General features: G+C 41.0%; 19 protein-coding genes. 6 read left to right on the plus strand and 13 right to left on the minus strand.

Going from position 1 to position 17,974, the window contains the following annotated elements:
* Positions 1-68 precede the first annotated feature (68 nt).
* Positions 69-614 (plus strand): hypothetical protein, encoded by a 546-nt coding sequence (locus BC659_RS02770; RefSeq protein ID WP_133473087.1) that lies wholly within the window; start codon positions 69-71, stop codon positions 612-614.
* An 81-nt stretch (positions 615-695) separates the two neighbouring features.
* On the opposite strand, the gene BC659_RS02775 is transcribed toward BC659_RS02770, so the two are convergent.
* Positions 696-1,151: an FKBP-type peptidyl-prolyl cis-trans isomerase gene (locus BC659_RS02775; protein ID WP_133473089.1), complete on the minus strand. Its 456-nt coding sequence runs from the start codon at positions 1,149-1,151 to the stop codon at positions 696-698.
* Positions 1,152-1,323: 172 nt separating this feature from the next.
* Here BC659_RS02775 and BC659_RS02780 point away from each other — a divergent pair, with 172 nt between their 5' ends.
* Both BC659_RS02780 and fmt read left to right on the plus strand, forming a co-directional pair.
* On the plus strand, positions 1,324-2,628 hold the full coding sequence (locus BC659_RS02780) for an exo-beta-N-acetylmuramidase NamZ family protein (RefSeq protein ID WP_133473091.1): 1,305 nt from the start codon (positions 1,324-1,326) through the stop codon (positions 2,626-2,628).
* A 77-nt stretch (positions 2,629-2,705) separates the two neighbouring features.
* A complete protein-coding gene (fmt, locus tag BC659_RS02785; protein ID WP_133473093.1) occupies positions 2,706-3,626 on the plus strand; it encodes a methionyl-tRNA formyltransferase in 921 nt (306 codons plus the stop codon).
* Between the two features lies 1 nt (position 3,627).
* Here the strand turns inward: fmt and BC659_RS02790 are convergent, their stop codons facing one another.
* From BC659_RS02790 to BC659_RS02845, 12 genes are all read right to left on the minus strand, one after another.
* Positions 3,628-4,326 (minus strand): rhodanese-like domain-containing protein, encoded by a 699-nt coding sequence (locus BC659_RS02790; protein WP_133473095.1) that lies wholly within the window; start codon positions 4,324-4,326, stop codon positions 3,628-3,630.
* A gap of 8 nt (positions 4,327-4,334) precedes the next feature.
* Positions 4,335-5,288 (minus strand): lytic transglycosylase, encoded by a 954-nt coding sequence (locus BC659_RS02795; protein ID WP_133473097.1) that lies wholly within the window; start codon positions 5,286-5,288, stop codon positions 4,335-4,337.
* Between the two features lie 159 nt (positions 5,289-5,447).
* Complete coding sequence (locus BC659_RS02800) at positions 5,448-6,803, minus strand: methyltransferase RsmF C-terminal domain-like protein (protein ID WP_133473099.1); 1,356 nt, start codon at positions 6,801-6,803, stop codon at positions 5,448-5,450.
* Between the two features lie 61 nt (positions 6,804-6,864).
* Positions 6,865-8,283: an NAD(P)(+) transhydrogenase (Re/Si-specific) subunit beta gene (locus BC659_RS02805; protein WP_133473101.1), complete on the minus strand. Its 1,419-nt coding sequence runs from the start codon at positions 8,281-8,283 to the stop codon at positions 6,865-6,867.
* A gap of 33 nt (positions 8,284-8,316) precedes the next feature.
* Complete coding sequence (locus BC659_RS02810) at positions 8,317-8,625, minus strand: NAD(P) transhydrogenase subunit alpha part 2 (RefSeq protein WP_133473104.1); 309 nt, start codon at positions 8,623-8,625, stop codon at positions 8,317-8,319.
* Positions 8,626-8,715: 90 nt separating this feature from the next.
* Entirely contained in the window at positions 8,716-9,828 is a 1,113-nt protein-coding gene (locus BC659_RS02815) for a Re/Si-specific NAD(P)(+) transhydrogenase subunit alpha (protein ID WP_133473106.1), read from the minus strand.
* Between the two features lie 140 nt (positions 9,829-9,968).
* Entirely contained in the window at positions 9,969-10,766 is a 798-nt protein-coding gene (locus BC659_RS02820) for an O-methyltransferase (RefSeq protein WP_133473107.1), read from the minus strand.
* Between the two features lie 9 nt (positions 10,767-10,775).
* Positions 10,776-11,264, minus strand: a complete 489-nt coding sequence (locus BC659_RS02825) for a hypothetical protein (protein WP_133473109.1) — start codon at positions 11,262-11,264, stop codon at positions 10,776-10,778.
* 8 nt (positions 11,265-11,272) lie between these two features.
* Positions 11,273-11,767 carry a dihydrofolate reductase gene (locus tag BC659_RS02830; RefSeq protein WP_133473110.1) on the minus strand — a complete coding sequence of 165 codons (495 nt, stop codon included), beginning with the start codon at positions 11,765-11,767 and terminating at the stop codon, positions 11,273-11,275.
* A gap of 100 nt (positions 11,768-11,867) precedes the next feature.
* A complete protein-coding gene (locus tag BC659_RS02835; protein ID WP_133473112.1) occupies positions 11,868-12,662 on the minus strand; it encodes a thymidylate synthase in 795 nt (264 codons plus the stop codon).
* A 68-nt stretch (positions 12,663-12,730) separates the two neighbouring features.
* Entirely contained in the window at positions 12,731-13,918 is a 1,188-nt protein-coding gene (locus BC659_RS02840) for a proline dehydrogenase family protein (protein ID WP_133473114.1), read from the minus strand.
* A gap of 187 nt (positions 13,919-14,105) precedes the next feature.
* The gene (locus BC659_RS02845) at positions 14,106-14,819 is read right to left on the minus strand and encodes an SDR family oxidoreductase (protein WP_133473115.1); all 714 of its coding nucleotides are present in this window, start codon (positions 14,817-14,819) and stop codon (positions 14,106-14,108) included.
* Positions 14,820-14,874: 55 nt separating this feature from the next.
* On the opposite strand from BC659_RS02845, the gene BC659_RS02850 reads away from it, so the two are divergent.
* Genes BC659_RS02850 through BC659_RS02860 form a run of 3 tightly spaced genes read left to right on the plus strand, consistent with a single transcriptional unit; the run spans position 14,875 to position 17,969 of the window.
* Entirely contained in the window at positions 14,875-16,371 is a 1,497-nt protein-coding gene (locus BC659_RS02850; RefSeq protein ID WP_133473117.1) for a cryptochrome/photolyase family protein, read from the plus strand.
* Positions 16,372-16,392: 21 nt separating this feature from the next.
* Positions 16,393-16,875, plus strand: coding sequence for a flavin reductase family protein (locus BC659_RS02855; RefSeq protein ID WP_133473119.1), 483 nt, complete (start codon positions 16,393-16,395; stop codon positions 16,873-16,875).
* The gene (locus BC659_RS02860) at positions 16,872-17,969 is read left to right on the plus strand and encodes an FAD-binding domain-containing protein (protein ID WP_133473121.1); all 1,098 of its coding nucleotides are present in this window, start codon (positions 16,872-16,874) and stop codon (positions 17,967-17,969) included. The genes BC659_RS02855 and BC659_RS02860 overlap by 4 nt, the downstream gene beginning before the upstream one ends.
* Positions 17,970-17,974 lie beyond the last annotated feature (5 nt).

A 17,974-nucleotide genomic window follows, 5' to 3' on the forward strand; every position in this document is an offset into this window, starting at 1 on the left:
TATTCACATTACATCACTTGCAAATACCAGATCTGTTTTTTATTTTGTACACAACCAAAAACAACCATATGAAAAAAACACTGATTGGTGCCATTGTAGGGGCCGTCATTCTCTTTCTCTGGCAATTTGTTTCCTGGACCGCCATGGGATTGCACAGGTCTGCAGAAGCCTATACACCTAAGCAGGACAGCATATTACAATACCTGAGTACCCAGTTTTCGGAAGATGGTACTTATTTTCTGCCTACTACGCCGGATAATGCCACCAAAGAAGAACAGGAAAAATTATATGAAACCATGGATGGCAAGCCATGGGCGCAGATAGCTTACCATAAATCCATGAACATGAATATGGGAGTAAATATGGCCAGAGGCTTTACCATTGATATTGTGATATTATTACTGGTTTGCTGGCTATTCAAACAAATGTCGGCACCCTCATTCTCAACAATTGTAGCAGCCATGATCGTGATCGGCCTCATCGGATTTTTTAATGGAGCATATACCATGCATATCTGGTTCCAGACACGCGACCTTACTGCTCATTTAATTGATGCCCTTGCTTCATGGGGCTTAACGGGACTATGGCTTGGCTGGTGGTTGAGAAGACCCTAGTATACGCCTGTTGTGATATACATAAATAAAAAGGTCGCAGTATTTACTACTGCGACCTTTTTTATAAAGTGTCAATACATATTAAGGCATAATGATCAATGGACTGCCTCCATCAATAGATACCAGTTCCAGATCGAAGATCAGGTCTTCGCCTGCCAGCGGATGATTGGCATCGAGTACAACAACTGTATCACGAACTTCAGCAATCATTACAGGAAAGTTTTGTCCTGATCCGTTACTCATATTCAATTGCATACCTACTTCAGGAGTCATGTCTGCAGGAAAACGATCGCGTGGGTATTCCATAATCATTTCTTCCTGTTTGGGTCCATAAGCCTGATCTGCCGGTATATGGATGGTTTTCTTTTCTCCGATAGCCATTCCGGTAACACCTTCGTCAAAACCAGGTATCACCATTCCACCTCCCACTTCAAACTCCAGTGGCTCGCGTCCTTCTGAAGAATCAAATGTGGATCCGTTGGTTAATTTTCCGTGATAATGCACTTTTACAGTATCACCTTTTTTTACTTGTTGCATACTATTTTGTTATGTGATAAAGAATACGGAACGCAGCAGCTTAATAGACATCCGTATCAAGGGAAGAAAAGTTAAGTTGTTATTAAAACGCACCGAGCTACAAAAGTACAACCTGCAAAGCAAGTACAGGCAAGTATTTTTTATTAACTTTCGCATTTTAAAGCCCCTAAAGATGAAGATATTAGCTCTTGTATGTTCCTTTTCTATTGTATTGAGTCTCAATGCACAACCCAAGAATGGGAAGGCCCCTGCACCGAAAAAAACACCTGCAAAAGAAGAGAAAGAAGTAAAAATTATTCCGGCTGCTTATAGAACGGATGTATACCTGCCACTTTTGAAAGGAAAACGTGTGGGTATTTTTGCGAATCATACCGCTACCATCGGCGAGCGGCACCTGGTAGACACCCTGTTTACATTAGGTGTAAAGATTACCAAGGCTTTCGGTCCTGAACATGGCTTCAGAGGCACCGCAGATGCGGGAGAAAAAGTAGACAACTACCTTGATCCCTATACTGGTATACCCGTAGTTTCCTTATATGGCAAGAAAAGAAAACCAAGTGCTGAAGACCTTGCCGATGTGGACGTCTTAGTTTTCGATATTCAGGATGTAGGAACAAGATTTTATACTTATATCTCCTCTTTACAGGAGTTTATGGAAGCCGCTTTTGAATATGGTAAACCCTTAATGATACTCGATCGCCCCAATCCAAACGGCTTCTATGTAGACGGCCCTGTACTGGATACGGCTTACAAAAGTTTTGTAGGTATGCAACCCATACCGGTAGTGTATGGCATGACGATGGCTGAATACGCCATGATGCTGGCAGGAGAAAAATGGTTATCACCTGCTGCCAATGAACGTTATGAATATTATATACGCGCCAAAAATTCACCGCCTGATACACTGTTTCATTTTCAGGTTATTAAAAACCTGAATTACACGCATAAAAGTCATTACGAATTACCCGTGAAACCTTCGCCGAACTTACCGGATATGTCATCCATTTACTGGTATGCAAGTACCTGTTATTTTGAAGGAACTGTTTTGAGTGAAGGAAGAGGAACAGATCATCCGTTTGCTATTTTTGGTCACCCCTATCTACCTAAAAACATGTATGCTTTCACACCCACCAGCCGCGATGGTGCCAAAGAACCCAAACTAAAAGATCGTCAGAGTTATGGCTGGAACCTGCATGGTAAGAAAGAAGATGTATTGAAGAAAATAGACAATAAAATTCAGCTCAAATACCTGCTGGAGGCTTACAAGCTATTTCCAGATAAAGAAAACTTTTTCATCAAACCCAAAAGCGAAAAACCAACTGATTATTTCTTCAATAAATTAGCTGGAAACGATCAGTTAATGAACCAGATCAAAGCAGGAAAAACCGAAAAAGAAATCCGCGACAGCTGGGCACCAGGTATTGATGCTTTCAAAAAAATCAGGAAGAAGTACCTATTGTATTTAGATTTTGAATAAAACTGTGAATGGTGAATGGTCAATGGTGAATAAGAACATCATACTAATTGACCATTCACCATTGACCATTCACCACTATGCGTATCATATTCATGGGCACACCCGAATTTGCAGTAGCATCACTGGATGCCCTGGTAAATGAGGGTTTTACTATTGTAGCAGTTATTACGGCTCCTGATAAGCCTGCTGGCAGAGGTATGCAGTTGCAGCAAAGCGCTGTAAAAAAATATGCTGTTGAAAAAAATATACCTGTTCTTCAACCTGAAAAATTAAAAGATCCTGCCTTTATTGCACAACTGGAGGCATTAAAAGCCGATCTGCAGATTGTAGTAGCATTCCGCATGTTACCTGAAATCGTATGGAATATGCCGCCTTTGGGCACCATTAATGTACATGGTTCTTTATTACCACATTACAGAGGTGCCGCTCCTATTAACTGGGCCGTTATCAATGGAGAAAAAGAAACAGGCGTAACAACATTTAAGCTTACACATGAAATTGATACGGGTAATATATTATTACAGGATCGATTTACAATTGGTGATGACGAAACTGCCGGAGAAGTACACGACCGTATGAAAGATATCGGTGCTAAGCTACTGGTAAAAACAGTTTATGGTTTAGAGGCCGGTATACTAAAAGAGCAGCCACAAACAGGGCTTATAGAAGAAAAAGACATCAAACATGCCCCCAAAATTTTTACGGAAACCTGTAAGATTAACTGGAATGAACCGACTGATCATATATACAACCTGATCAGGGGGCTTTCGCCTTATCCGGGTGCACTTACTACTTTAGATGGTAAAATCCTGAAAATTTTCAGCAGTAAAAAAATACTTCGATCCACATCCGATATACCAGGAACCGTTCACACCGATGGAAAAACCTATCTGCGCTTTAGCTGCTCAGACGGGTATATTGAGGTGCTCAATATGCAACTGGAAGGAAAGAAAAGAATGCAAATAGAAGATTTTCTCCGGGGCTACCGGCAAGCATAACTTATTGCAGTTTCGCTTTTAATGTTTCAAGTTCAACAATACCTTCCTGGCGCCAGATTTCTTTTCCGTCTTTGTAAACAATAAAAGTAGGTAACACAGCAGCTTTGATGGCTTTCATCACATCAATATCAATACCACCATCTACTTTCAGAAAATAGTATTTGCTACCTAACTCATCATGCAGGCTTTTTAATACCGGTTCCATTTTTTTACAGGGTGGGCACCATTCAGCACCAACATCAACGAGTACAAGACCTTTTGTTTGTATTTGGTGTTGGAATGTTTGTACCGACATCTGCTGAATAGCCATATCTGCTTCCAGCTTCTTCCCACTGATTTGCCATCCGGAAGTACCACCCTCCAGGTTATATACTTCGGCAAAACCATTTTTCAAAAACCATTTGGCAGCCTGTTCACTTCTTACCCCCGATGCACAATACACCAACAAGGGTTTAGACTTATCGAGGTATTTTGTTCTCTCTTCAAATTGCTGTTTATTGAACCAATCTGCCTGTAATGCATTTTTAATATGTCCTGATTTGTATTCACCGGCCGTACGTACGTCGAGTAACTGATAGGATCCTGATACCAGTCTGGTTTCAAAATCTGCAGCGGAAATAGATAGTTTTTGTTGCGAAATGGCATCACAGGATGCCAGCCCCATCAACACAATACATAAACAGCTGATCAGTGCTTTCATAATAGGTTTTATTCAAAATAAGTAAGCGTAACAGTAAACTGCAAATCCTTGATATCTAAAACAGAGGCTGCAGCATTACTTAGCCTTAGCAGTAAGTTTTCAGCACCTTTAGTTTCCGGTAAAGGCCCTAATACCCTTGCACAGATACTTTTGTTATTAGATGTTGTGATGCGTACAATTGTGCCCGGAGTAATATCATTCACCAGTACATAATATTTACGATCTGTCCAGCCACTGATGGTTTTAAAAGTAGCAGCAGTACCATATAATGATTTCTGTACCAGCGTTACATCATGTTTAATATATAATGACGCAAAGAAACCCTCATCAGGTACTTCCGGTAGAACAATTGCTACCGGTTCTTTTTTAGGTTCCGCAGATAATTTTGATACATCTGGCTTATTTTCTGTTTTCACAACCGGCTCATTCGCCGCACTCACCGATTTATCTGCATTGGCAATAATGGCATCATTACTCTTTTCAATTGCCACTTCTGTAGTATTTGTTTTAATAGCCACAGCTTGTTCCATGTTCAGCTTAAGAAAGCCAACAATTATTTCCTGGCCGTTTTTAACTGCATTTACGCTGATTTTGTTCCACTTCTTTAGTTGTGTAAGTGGCACTTTATTATAGGTCTGTGCTATTTTAAAAAGGTTATCGCCTTTTCCAACGGTATGATAAACAGGAGCACCGGTGTTAACCGTTTGTATATCCTGTATTTTTAACGGCACTTTTATAATGCTGCTTTTCCCCAAAAGAGCTGATGGACTTTTCCCATTAAAACGGGCCAATTGAGAGGCGGTTAATCCATATAATCTACCTACCGATGACAATGATTCTTTCTCTCCTACCTTATGTTCAATATACATGGCATTACCCTTGCCTTTGATCATTAGTTTTTGCTGCGCAGAAACATAGATTCCAGCTATGAATGCAAGTATGAGTAAACAATATTTTTTCATTGGCTTCCGGGGGGATCTAAGAATGGCAAATTTACGAAGTAAACAAGGGAAATAAGAAATAATAAATAAGGAATAAGGAATATGAAATTAGAAAGTAAATCGTAGTATTTATGACATTTACAACTATTGTATCGTACTCAATTCTTGATTTCTTATTCGTCATTTATTGCGTATTCTCCACTCCTGCGGATAATAATTGTTGATACGATTGGGCAGAACCTTGGCCCAACCAAGCGGAATATCCTCATACATAATGAGGTTCCAGCCTTTGTTTCCTTCCAAAACCAGATCATGCCTGCGCAGGTATTGAAGAGCCTGCTCAAGCGTAACATCTATACAATTGAATATATCCTTGGGTAATACACTCATTGCCAGTTCATGCGAGGGCACTATATCCTTCCCTTTGATGGCTCCTATTTCAATACCGGCTTTTTTTATATATAATGAACCGGCTAACATCGCCATATCATCCACCCATTTTGACGGAATGGCCCTGAATTGATCAGCCTGCTTAAAAATCTGATACTCTTCTGAAAGGGGAACAAAAGATAATAGTTGTTCCAGTTCCTGTTTAGCAGGCTTGGTAATGCCTGCATTTTTACGGTAAGTAAAAGTATGCGCTGCTGTTTTCTTTCTAAATGCTGCGATAAAAAAACCTTCTCCTTTTACCTGATCCGGATAAAACCGATAACCTGCTGCTTTTTGTTTTTCTGAAAAAGAGTTTACAATACCCCAGTCATCTTCAGTGGTTACAGCTAATGACTCCATTCCCATTTCTCCTGTTAACCAATCCGCAATCATTTCATCTTCTTCCAATGAATAGGAGCAGGTTGCATAAATGAGCAGACCCTCATCTTTTAAAACAGGTAAAATATCTGATAATATTCTTTGCTGTCTTTGACTGCATAACTGAACATGATCCAGGCTCCACTCACCGATGGCATCCGGATCTTTCCTGAATAAACCACTGCCACTACAGGGGGCATCCACTACCACCACATCAAAATAGTTACCCAGCGATTGAAAATGTGCCGGGTCGTTATTGGTAACCACCACATTGTCATTGCCCCATTTGGTGATATTCTCTACCAGTATGGCTGCACGCGATTTAATTACTTCATTACTCACCACTAACCCATCTTTAAAATAAGAAGACAGTAAAGTTGATTTACCACCCGGGGCAGCACAGAGATCCAATACTTTTTTATCGGCTGCAGCAGGCACTAATTGTTGCAATACCTTCCATAAAAACATACTGCTCGCATCCTGTACATAATACAGGCCCGCATGAAAATGTGGATCCAATGTAAAAGAAGGTCTTTCAGAAAGATACAGACCATGTTCACACCATGGAATCAGCTCCCCGTCCGGCTTCGCAGAAGTCCGTTGTTGTTTATCAGGATGAAAACGAATAGCGGTAACCTGTTCACCCGATGAGTGCACCTGCCTGAAGGCGTCTTCATGAAAACCGGTTGCATGTTGCAGGGATTGTATAAGCTCATTGGGGAGTGACATACAACAAAAGTATATCAATAAATTTTCCCTGCACCGGATTGAAGTCTGGCATAGGGAAAATTTATAGTGCTTTTATTTCCGCTACCAGTTTCTGTAATGCTGCTTTGGCATCACCAAACAACATAGATGTTTTTGGCTGAAAGAATAATTCATTTTCAATACCGGCATAGCCGGGTTTCATACTACGTTTATTAACAATCACTGTTTTGGCCTGTTCCACTTCTAAAATAGGCATTCCGTATATCGGAGAAGATGGGTCTGTTTTAGCAGCAGGGTTTACCACATCATTCGCTCCCAATATCAATACAACATCGGTGGTTTTAAATTCATCATTGGCCTGTTCCATTTCCTGCAGTTTATCATAACTCACATCTGCTTCTGCCAGCAATACATTCATATGACCAGGCATCCGACCCGCTACCGGATGTATGGCATAAGTCACCGTAACCCCTTTTTCTTCCAGCAATTTCTCAAGCTCATGACAGGTATGCTGTGCCTGCGCTACGGCCAGTCCATAACCGGGAACAATAATTACCTTATTAGCATAACACAGACAAACGGCTGCATCTGAAAGTGAAATTTCTTTGTAACTGCCTTGTGGCCCCTGTCCGGAAGAAGTACCGGTTGCATTACCGCCAAAAGAACCAATCAATACATTGGTAAGACTCCTGTTCATGGCCTTACACATCAGTATCGTAAGTAAGGTACCTGCTGCACCTACCAGTATCCCACCCGTAAGCATTACCTGGTTATCATAGAGAAATCCACCGCAAGCTGCCGCTACACCGGTAAAAGAATTCAACAGTGAAATAACAACAGGCATATCGGCACCACCGATCGGCAGAACAAATAATACCCCATACACCAATGAAGCAATCGCTATGCCATAAAACAACCAGTAATTATCTGCGTTAAGATTCAGTACCAGGTATCCAGCTGTAACCAGTGTGGCCGCGAGTAAAACAAGGTTAAATATTTGCTGACCGGGAAAAGCGAAATCTTTTATTTTACCATTTAGTTTGCCCCATGCAATTACACTTCCTGCAAAAGAAACAGAACCGATGATCAAGCCTAAAAAAATGGTTATTAATGTTCCAGCATGTAGCTGTAGTGATAAGCCATCTGACAAAGCATGTTTGATATGATCAAACTCAATGAAAGAAATCAAAGCAGCACAGGCACCTCCCATACCGTTAAAAAGACTCACCATTTCCGGCATGGCAGTCATTTTAACTTTTTTGGCAGCCAGTACACCAATCACAGTACCCAAAACCAGTCCGCCAAAAATCCACTCGTAATTGCCGAGTTTTTTACCTTCCTCTTCATATAAAAAAATGGTACCGAAAATAGCGACGGCCATACCCACAGCAGCCACCATGTTCCCCTTTCTGGCCGAATCGGGGTGCGAAAGCATTTTAAGTCCGATGATAAATGTCAGCGAACCAATGAGATAACAAACAGTGAGCAGACTTAGTTCCATAATCTTATTTTTCAATCCCAATGAAGGGAGATACTATTTCTTTTTCTTAAACATTTCCAACATACGGTCAGTTACCACAAAGCCACCCACCACATTCAGTGTACCCAGCACCACTGCAAGAAACCCTATGATTAAAGCGATGTAATTTCCCGGCTCAACCTTTCCCATAACGATAATGGCACCAATTATCACCACACCATGAATGGCATTGGCACCACTCATCAAAGGTGTATGAAGCACACTGGGTACTCGGCCAATGACTTCGATACCCAAGAAAATAGACAATACAACAATGTATATCATCTCAATATGCGTCTGTACCCAATTCAGAATAGTTTCCATTGATTAGATTATTTTTTGTGAGCAGTGAGTAGTCAGTAGTGAGCAAAATTTCCAATTTAAAATTCACCATTGACCATTCACCATTGACCATTAAACCACTCTTTCATGCACCACCTGTCCGGCATGCGTGATACAACATCCTTTTACAAGATCATCTTCAAAGTTCAGATGCAACCCTCCTTCTTTATCAATCAACAGTTGAAGGAAATTCAATACATTTTTTCCGTACAACTTACTGGCATCCCATGGCATATCTGCAGCGAGATTACTGTTACCCATAATGGTTACACCGTTATGAACAATTGTGGCATTATTTTGTGTTCCAAAAACATTCCCTCCTGTAGATGCCGCCAGATCAATGATCACACTACCGGGTTTCATACTGTTCAGCATCGACTCCGTAATCAGTAATGGGGCTTTTTTACCAGGTATCTGAGCTGTAGTGATAACAATATCCGATTTCGCAACAGATTCTGCAAGGCGCTGTTGTTGTCGTTGTTTAAATTCTTCCGACTGCTCCACCGCATAGCCACCTGCTTTGGAAGCATCGGCCGCACCTTCTACTTCAATGAATTTGGCTCCCAGGCTCATCACTTCTTCTTTTACTGCCGGTCTTGTATCAGACACTTCCACTACGGCGCCTAATCTTCGTGCTGTTGCAATGGCCTGTAAACCAGCTACACCCGCTCCAATGATCAATACTTTTGCAGGTGGAATACTACCTGCCGCAGTCATGAACATAGGAAAATAACGCGGAAACAATGTAGCTGCCAGCAATACGGCCCTATAGCCTGCGATATTAGCCTGACTGCTTAATACATCCATACTTTGCGCACGGGTGGTACGTGGAATCATATCAAGGCTGAATAAAGTAATTTGTTTTTCAGCTAGTTGCTGCATGAGTGCCTTATTAAAAAGAGGCTGAAATACACCTACTATTACCTGACCCGGTTTTAATAACCCGATTTCTGATTCCGATAAAGGATGAATAGAAAGCAGCAGATCACTTTGGCTCAGGAGCGTATTTCTGTCCTGTAAAACAACCTGTTTTTCAGCATAGACCTTGTCATCCGCAAAAGCATTGATACCAGCTCCTTTTTCTATCCATACAGATACACTCTTTTTAATGAGGGTATCTGCCTGTTCAGGTAATAGAGATACTCTTTTGTCTTGATTTTTTTCACTAAGTATACCAAGAATCATGCTTTGAATTTACACATTTTTTTCTGAGCCAACAAGGGTTTCCTGATTCAATCGGTATAATTGATTTCATAGAGCCTTAAGTCTGCAAAAAAACTGTTGTACTTCCATTAACAAAGAAGTATGTGTGCTGCAATTACTATTTAAAAACGTATACTGATATGCTGTTGTACCCGAAATTCTTTTCGAAAAAAAACAAGCCCCATACCAAAAAGATCAATGGAGAGTGTCACTGCTTGGTCCTGCTGTATTTCCTTCCAGACTTCTTCCATATCAGTACCGGTATGAATACCATCGAAAACCAGAATACTCTTTTCATGTATATTATTCCGTATTGACCTATAATACCTGATAACAGATTTACCAACCTGTAGACCATTTACCAACGCCAGATCAATATTTCTGCCCTGTGCAAGCCAACCCGATAATTGCTGATTAATATCACCCTCCAACAGCCTGACATTTCTGATACCCAATTTCTGAAAATTGGCGCTGGCAATCTTTGCAAGAGAACCGGCTTCTTCAATTGTGGTTACCGATGTGTTGGGATTCGCCATTGCCAGGTAACCGGTAGTAATACCCAATGAAGTACCTATTTCAAGTATTTCTGAAGGACCATATTTATCAGTTATACGGAAAAGCAATTGTCCATATTTGGCAGACCCAACTGAAGAGGATGCGATATCGGCAATCTTGCGAAAACCGGATGTAGACGCTCCTGATGTATCGCCACCCACTTTTATTTCCAGCACACGCTGGTCTGCTTTCAGTAACTGACGAAGATTTTCAATCTGCCTGTAGGCATAAAATACCCTATCGTCATTTAACACATACTGAATAAAATCAAAAACAAAGGGTGAATGAACGCCATGCCCTTTACTATTAGACGCACCCACATAAAACCTCAGATATTTAGCTGCTAATTGAAAGGTAGAATACATGGAATCCTTTTATTTAAAGAGTTTGCGGGTTCTCCGCTGAAAAGGTAATTCCTTTAGCAGCCAAAGGAATGCATAAACAGCACAAAGCAAACTTGCATAATGCAGTATCTTAAAAGTCAGATTAAAATAGTTCCATGATCCGGTCCCTCCTGCAACAATTATCAGGAGAAGTACGATCGGCAACCATGGCGTATTTCTTACCCGTCTGATTAAAAAGAACCAGGGCAATATGATGAAAGCCGTAAGTCTGAAAAAATAAGCATCAGGTTCAAATGGTGGCAGTTCTTCCGGTTTAATACCAGACTGTTTCATGAGTTCCTGACCAAGTTTTACAAGATCAATTAACTGATTAATCAGAAAAACAGCATATAGTATAAAAATAAGATTGGTAGCAGCCAGCAATGCTTTCGCATAACGTTTAAGCGCAAGATGCCCGAACAGAGAAAACAACAGCAATAAAGGCGCAGTAAATGCATATGCGGGTTCAATAAATGCCATAGCTTTTTTTACTTACGTGTCCATAACTGAAAACTATATGGATAAGCATGTTTTTCATTCTGAGGAAATGTTTCATCGGTAACCAGCTGCCATTCGTCTGGCTTCAATTCAGGAAAAAAAGTATCCGCATCCGGAGCCGTCTGTACCCTGGTTAGATAAACCTTATCGGCTTTGGGCAATGCTTCCTTATAAATTTCTCCACCCCCTGCGATAAATGCTTCTTTATAATCGGCCGACTCGGCTACAAACAAAGCATCTTTTAATGAATGCACCACCGTAACACCTTCAGGCTGCCAATCACGCTGTCTTGTAATGATAATATTCAAACGTCCCTGCAAAGGTTTACCGGATAAGGACTCAAATGTTTTACGTCCCATAATGACAGGCATGGCCCAGGTGGTTTTTTTAAAAAACTGTAAATCCTTCGGCAGGTGCCATAACAACTGATTATCCTTACCAATCGCATTATTGGTCCCGGCTGCAACTATGAGTGAAATAAGCATATTAAAATGGCGGATGTCTGATGTATGATGTCTGATATTGTCTTTGCGCGTGAGTACTTACTCCTCTGTTTCTTATTCCTTATTCCTTATTTTCCATTACTCACACTGCTACCGGCGCCTTGATATGTGGATGGCATTGATAGTTCTCGAGCGTAAAGTCTTCAAACTGAAAACCAAAAATATCTTTTACCGAAGGATTTATTTTCATTGTAGGTAAATCATAAGGCGTTCTGCTCAATTGCAATCTTGCCTGTTCAATATGGTTATTGTACAAATGAACATCTCCAAAACTGTGCACAAAATCACCGTATTGAAGACCGCAAACCTGAGCCACCATCATGGTAAGCAACGCATAAGAAGCGATATTAAAAGGAACACCCAGAAACACATCTGCACTTCGCTGGTATAACTGACAGCTGAGCTTACCATCGGCTACATAAAACTGAAACAGGCTATGACAGGGCATCAAAGCCATTTTTGGCAATTCCGCTACATTCCATGCACTAACAATCAGGCGACGGCTATCAGGATTTTTTTTGATCTGTGTAATCAGATCTGAAATCTGGTCAATAGTTTCACCATTCGCACCTTCCCAGCTGCGCCATTGCTTACCGTATACCGGCCCCAGTTCACCATTTTCATCAGCCCATTCATTCCAGATACTTACACCATTGTCTTTCAGGTATTGAATATTGGTCTCCCCTCTCAGGAACCATAATAATTCATATACAATACTCTTAAGGTGGAGCTTTTTGGTTGTTACAAGCGGAAACCCTTTTTGCAGATCAAAACGCATCTGGTAACCAAAACAACTGATGGTACCTGTTCCTGTACGGTCGGTTTTCTGTACACCATGATCCAGAATATGCTGAAGAAGCTGATGATATTGCTGCATGCCCGCAAATTACACCACGAAAGCCGATGTAATAACAGAAATCAGAGAATGTTGAGAAGCTGTGAATTTTAAGCAGATTTTCTTCTGCTCAGTTCCCGCTTAATCAGTGCCAGTTCACGGCCCGTTTGCCCGCTAACACTGCTGTTTTCCTGTGCCCTGCGCATCAGGTAAGGAATGACATCACGAATAGGACCAAAAGGCAGGTATTTACTCACGCTGAATCCTTCTTTGGCAAGATTGAAGGTAATATTATCACTCATGCCAAAGAGTTGTGAGAAATGAATATGCGGATGATTATGTGCCAGTCCCTGCTGATCGAGCAATTGTGCTGCCAATAAATTACTGGACTCATTGTGCGAAGCCACAATGACAGAAATCTGGTTAATATGATCAACACAATAACGAACAGCCAGGTCATAATCCCTGTCGGAAGCTTCTTTATCGGGCTGTATCGGTGATGGATAACCCATTTCTCTGGCACGGTTTCTTTCCTTTTCCATATAAGCGCCCCTCACCAGTTTTGCGCCTAAAAGAAATCCTTTTTGCTGCGCAATCTGATGCGATAGTTTCAGAAAATGCAACCTATCGTGACGGTATAATTGAATGGTATTGTATACAACTACTTTTTCCTTGTTAAACAGTTCCATCATTTCCATGGTGAGCCTGTCGATCGGATCCTGAATCCAGCTCTCCTCCGCATCTACCAGCACACCTACCCCTTTCTCTGCAGCTACTTCACAAATGGTATACATTCTTTCCCGAACACGATCCCATTCATCAATTTCCATCTCATGATCGTGAATACCACTACGCAAACGCGGCGCTTCATTCAATGTTTGTAACAAAGCAAAACGCGCAAGTCCGGTTACTTTTATACTGATGAAAGGAATATTGGTTTGCGTAGCTGCATAATTAATAACACGGATAAATTCCTCGGTAGCATGATCAAAACTCTCTTCTCCTTCTTTTCCTTCCACACCATAGTCGAGAATAACCTGTACACCATATTTTCCCAAAGTAGCGCCAATATCCGCCGTTTCTTCCAGTGTTTCTCCTCCTACAAACTGTTTGAAGATAGTTTTACGGATAATACCATGTACAGGTAACCCGGTTTTCATAATAAAAGGCGTGAGCCTGGTACCCAATTGTACAAACCAGGGATAGCCCATGGTACTAAAGAGAAATTTTGCACTTTTCAGTTCCTTATCAGACTTATATGCAAAAGCATTTTGTGTATTGTCAAAAGAAATATTCATTGCTAACGTACGTTCGTACTGCGAATATCGGTGCTGAAACGTTTAAAAAAAAGAATTTACAGGAGCGGGGGAATAATTTATAGAGTCAGCAGCCAAAACAGCCCCCAACACCTGTTGTGTCACTCACTTCAGCGTTTGGACCTGTAACCGGTCAGACAATCTGCTGCCACTCGTTAAATGGATCATTTTATATTGCCTGATGGTTAAATGGTTGTAAAACCATTTCGCTAACCACCCCACTCGCCGGCTGCTGGCAGAGGAACCAGATAGCTTTGGCAGCTTCTTCTGCTACAATCATTTTATCACGCTGCACACGCAGATCAATCGTATCCCAGAAGGCACTGTCTACACCTCCCAGAAAAAGATGGGTAATACGTATTTCAGTTCTTTTCAGCTCTTCTCTAATACTTTGCATCATGCCCACCAAACCATATTTGCTGGCACTATAGGCAGCTGCACCTGCCATGGGCACTTTACCCAATACACCCGGTATATGAATAATCAACCCCTTTTTGGTCTCCTTCATGGATGGCAATATCGCTTTGGTAAGCCAGAAACTACCCATTAAGTTCACTTGAAGGGTTCGCTGGAAATCTTCCGTTGTAAGGGTATCCATCGTTTTAATAATGCCAATACCTGCGGCATTAATGAGTATATCAACAGGCCCATCCTGCTGTACAGTTGCTACTATTGCATAAACATCAGATTCATGGGTAATATCGAGTTGAAACTGTCTGTTCGCAGGAATACCAGCTTGTTCACCTGCAATGGAGAGTTTATCGGCATTACGCCCGGTTATATAAACCATGGCACCAGAACCTTGTAACAGTTTGGCCAACCGGCTACCAATACCGCCTGTAGCACCTACAAGCAATACTTTTTTCCCTTTCAGCGATTCCATATAATGATTTTAAAGCCATAAACAATAAGCTGCCTGTTTTGTTTTAAAATTCATCATGAGCTTTGAAACCACGATCATTTTCCCTCACCAGTTATTCCATCAGCACCCTGCAGTGGAAGCTGGCAGAAACATATATTTAATAGAAGAAACACTGTTCTTTAACCAGTATGCTTTTCACAAACAAAAACTGGTCTTCCACAGGGCTTCTATGAAAGCTTATGCATGTAAACTGGCAGATGCCGGGTATTCGGTGGACTATATTGATGCAACTACCCCCCTTTGTGATATAAGGGAACTTATTAAAGCACTTTCAAAAAAAGGTATCCGGCATCTACATATAGCAGACCCAACAGATGAATGGCTATTCAAAAGAATAGAACAGGCCTGTAAAAAAATGGGTATGCAGGTAGAATGGTATACCAACCCTAATTTCATTAATACACCGGAAAGTATCCGGCAATATTTTTCTGGTAAGAAACAATACTTCCAGACAGATTTTTATATTTTTCTGCGAAAGACACATAAGCTGCTTCTTACGGAAAAGAATCAACCCGCTGGCGGCAAATGGACCTTTGATACAGAAAACAGGGAAAAATATCCGAAAAATACTCCAGAACCTCATCAACCTTTTCCCTCACAAAACAAATACGTGCAGGAAGCCATTGAATATGTGCAGCAGTATTTTCCAGGCAATCCCGGAAAAGCGGGCAACCCCTTTGGCAACCATCCGCATTTTTTTCCGGTTACACATGAGGAAGCGGAGCAATGGTTAGACCATTTTTTAGTGCAGCGTTTTGATCTATTTGGCCCCTATGAAGATGCAATGGTGAAAAATGCTTCAATACTGCACCATAGTGTGCTTACACCCATGCTGAATACAGGATTGCTGGAGCCATTAAAAATTATTGAGAGAGCAGTGAATGTTGCTGCGAAACAACATACCCCCCTAAACTCACTGGAAGGATTCATCAGACAAATACTCGGATGGCGTGAATTTATCAGAGCTGTGTATCAGCAGGAAAACGTTCAGCAACGAACTAAAAATTACTGGGGATTTAGCAGAAAAATTCCGGCTTCTTTCTGGACTGGCACAACCGGTATTGTACCGGTTGATACAGTCATCAAACGCGTTAACCAAAGTGGGTACGCACATCATATAGAAAGGCTCATGGTCTTGGGTAACTTCATGTTGCTTTGCGAATTTGATCCTGATGAAGTGTACCGTTGGTTCATGGAAATGTTTGTGGATGCCTATGACTGGGTAATGGTACCCAATGTGTATGGTATGACACAATTTGCAGATGGCGGACTCATGACCACCAAACCCTATATAAGCGGCAGCAATTATATCATGAAAATGAGTGACTATGAAAAAGGAGAATGGCAAAAAATTTGGGATGGCTTATTCTGGCGGTTTATGCATGTACACCGCAGTTTCTTTCTCCGTAATCCAAGACTGGGTATGCTGGTGAAAACTTTTGACAAAATGGATGAGAAAAAAAAGCAGGACCACCTGTTGCATGCAGAAAATTTTCTTTCATCACTCCAATAACAGTATACAAAAAGATATACGATGCCTAAACGACCATGGAACAGAGTCAACCTGCCAGTATATGCAGTTTGCAGCACCAATGGAGAAGCAGTGTTCAATATGCATATTATTACGTATGCCAGCCAGATCAGTATGAGTCCCAAGCGTTATGTATGTGGCATTTATGAAGGAACAAAAACACTGGAACTGATCAGTACACACCATGAATTTGTTCTGCAGTTATTGGCAGCCAGCCAATACAGACTGGTAGAATTATTGGGCAAAAAATCAGGACATACCATCGATAAAATTACCCGGCTGGAAAGAAGAAAATTATTGAGTGAATGGAATGGCTTCCCTATTTTAAAAGACGCACTTGCAGTGATGCATTTGAAAGTTATCAACCATTTCCCGGGTGGAGATCATACTGGTTTTTTATGTGATGTTACACAATACAAAAATCTCAATGAAGGTGAGCCATTAACCTTAGATATACTCAGGCAACATAAACTGATACGGATATGACCCATATTGATTTCCCACTGGCATTAGATGCTATCAAAGAACGCATAGCAAACATTCACCCCTTACAATATGCAAAAACCAGAAATTTTCTCACAGGTGCGGTGACGCTTTTATCTCCTTATTTGTCAAGAGGTGTTATTTCACTCCCACAGGTGAAGCATGAAATACTTCGCAACTATTCTGTTTACCAGTCTGAAAAATTATTACAGGAGCTTGCCTGGAGAGAGTATTATCAGCGTATCTGGCAGTCAAAAGAAGATTTGATTTTTACCGATCTGAAACACCCGCAGGAACAGGTAAAGCATTATAAAATACAGGAAGCTGTTTTACAGGCCAACACAGGTATACAAGCCATTGATGATGGAATAGAACAATTATACAGCACCGGATATATGCATAATCATCTACGTATGTATACCGCCATGTTAAGTTGTAATATCGGAAAAGCACATTGGCTCTTACCAGCCCAATGGATGTATTATCATTTGCTTGATGGCGATTTGGCAAGTAATGCTTTAAGCTGGCAATGGGTTGCCGGTAGTTTTAGCAGTAAAAAATATGTGGCCAACCAGGAAAATATCAACAGGTATACCGGCAGTATTCAAACAAACAGTTTCCTGTCTGTTGAGTATGACGCATTTGAAAATTTACCGGTACCGGAACCACTAAAAGAAGTGCATAGTTTATCTCTGTCGACAGCTTTACCCGATTCAGAGAAAACCAATAAAAAAAATGATCCTGTTTTTGTATACAATAGTTATCAACTCGATCCAGAATGGCATGCGGGTGAAGAGGGACATCGGATTTTATTACTTGAGCCAGCTCATTTTGAAAAATACCCCGTCAGCAATACCGTCCTTTCTTTTATTATACAACTTGGCAGACATAATATTCCGGGACTTACCCTGTTTACCGGTTCATTTAATGAGCTTGCTACATCTTTTCCGGGATCAAAAATCTATTACAAAGAGCATCCGCTTACAAAACACTATTCAGGCATACAGGAACAGAGAAGCTGGATGTTTCCTGAGGTTACGGGTTATTATCCTTCGTTTTTCAGCTATTGGAAAAAATGTGAAAGGTATTTGCGATAATTCCT

The organism is Sediminibacterium goheungense, assembly GCF_004361915.1.
Lineage (GTDB): Bacteria > Bacteroidota > Bacteroidia > Chitinophagales > Chitinophagaceae > Sediminibacterium > Sediminibacterium goheungense.

What these genes read in the sequence shown, in the direction of transcription:
- BC659_RS02770 (WP_133473087.1), top strand. Translation starts at nt 69, where the DNA reads ATGAAAAAAACACTGATTGGTGCCATTGTAGGGGCCGTCATTCTCTTT.
- BC659_RS02775 (WP_133473089.1), bottom strand. Translation starts at nt 1,151, where the DNA reads ATGCAACAAGTAAAAAAAGGTGATACTGTAAAAGTGCATTATCACGGA.
- BC659_RS02780 (WP_133473091.1), top strand. Translation starts at nt 1,324, where the DNA reads ATGAAGATATTAGCTCTTGTATGTTCCTTTTCTATTGTATTGAGTCTC.
- fmt (WP_133473093.1), top strand. Translation starts at nt 2,706, where the DNA reads ATGCGTATCATATTCATGGGCACACCCGAATTTGCAGTAGCATCACTG.
- BC659_RS02790 (WP_133473095.1), bottom strand. Translation starts at nt 4,326, where the DNA reads ATGAAAGCACTGATCAGCTGTTTATGTATTGTGTTGATGGGGCTGGCA.
- BC659_RS02795 (WP_133473097.1), bottom strand. Translation starts at nt 5,288, where the DNA reads ATGAAAAAATATTGTTTACTCATACTTGCATTCATAGCTGGAATCTAT.
- BC659_RS02800 (WP_133473099.1), bottom strand. Translation starts at nt 6,803, where the DNA reads ATGTCACTCCCCAATGAGCTTATACAATCCCTGCAACATGCAACCGGT.
- BC659_RS02805 (WP_133473101.1), bottom strand. Translation starts at nt 8,283, where the DNA reads ATGGAACTAAGTCTGCTCACTGTTTGTTATCTCATTGGTTCGCTGACA.
- BC659_RS02810 (WP_133473104.1), bottom strand. Translation starts at nt 8,625, where the DNA reads ATGGAAACTATTCTGAATTGGGTACAGACGCATATTGAGATGATATAC.
- BC659_RS02815 (WP_133473106.1), bottom strand. Translation starts at nt 9,828, where the DNA reads ATGATTCTTGGTATACTTAGTGAAAAAAATCAAGACAAAAGAGTATCT.
- BC659_RS02820 (WP_133473107.1), bottom strand. Translation starts at nt 10,766, where the DNA reads ATGTATTCTACCTTTCAATTAGCAGCTAAATATCTGAGGTTTTATGTG.
- BC659_RS02825 (WP_133473109.1), bottom strand. Translation starts at nt 11,264, where the DNA reads ATGGCATTTATTGAACCCGCATATGCATTTACTGCGCCTTTATTGCTG.
- BC659_RS02830 (WP_133473110.1), bottom strand. Translation starts at nt 11,767, where the DNA reads ATGCTTATTTCACTCATAGTTGCAGCCGGGACCAATAATGCGATTGGT.
- BC659_RS02835 (WP_133473112.1), bottom strand. Translation starts at nt 12,662, where the DNA reads ATGCAGCAATATCATCAGCTTCTTCAGCATATTCTGGATCATGGTGTA.
- BC659_RS02840 (WP_133473114.1), bottom strand. Translation starts at nt 13,918, where the DNA reads ATGAATATTTCTTTTGACAATACACAAAATGCTTTTGCATATAAGTCT.
- BC659_RS02845 (WP_133473115.1), bottom strand. Translation starts at nt 14,819, where the DNA reads ATGGAATCGCTGAAAGGGAAAAAAGTATTGCTTGTAGGTGCTACAGGC.
- BC659_RS02850 (WP_133473117.1), top strand. Translation starts at nt 14,875, where the DNA reads ATGAGCTTTGAAACCACGATCATTTTCCCTCACCAGTTATTCCATCAG.
- BC659_RS02855 (WP_133473119.1), top strand. Translation starts at nt 16,393, where the DNA reads ATGCCTAAACGACCATGGAACAGAGTCAACCTGCCAGTATATGCAGTT.
- BC659_RS02860 (WP_133473121.1), top strand. Translation starts at nt 16,872, where the DNA reads ATGACCCATATTGATTTCCCACTGGCATTAGATGCTATCAAAGAACGC.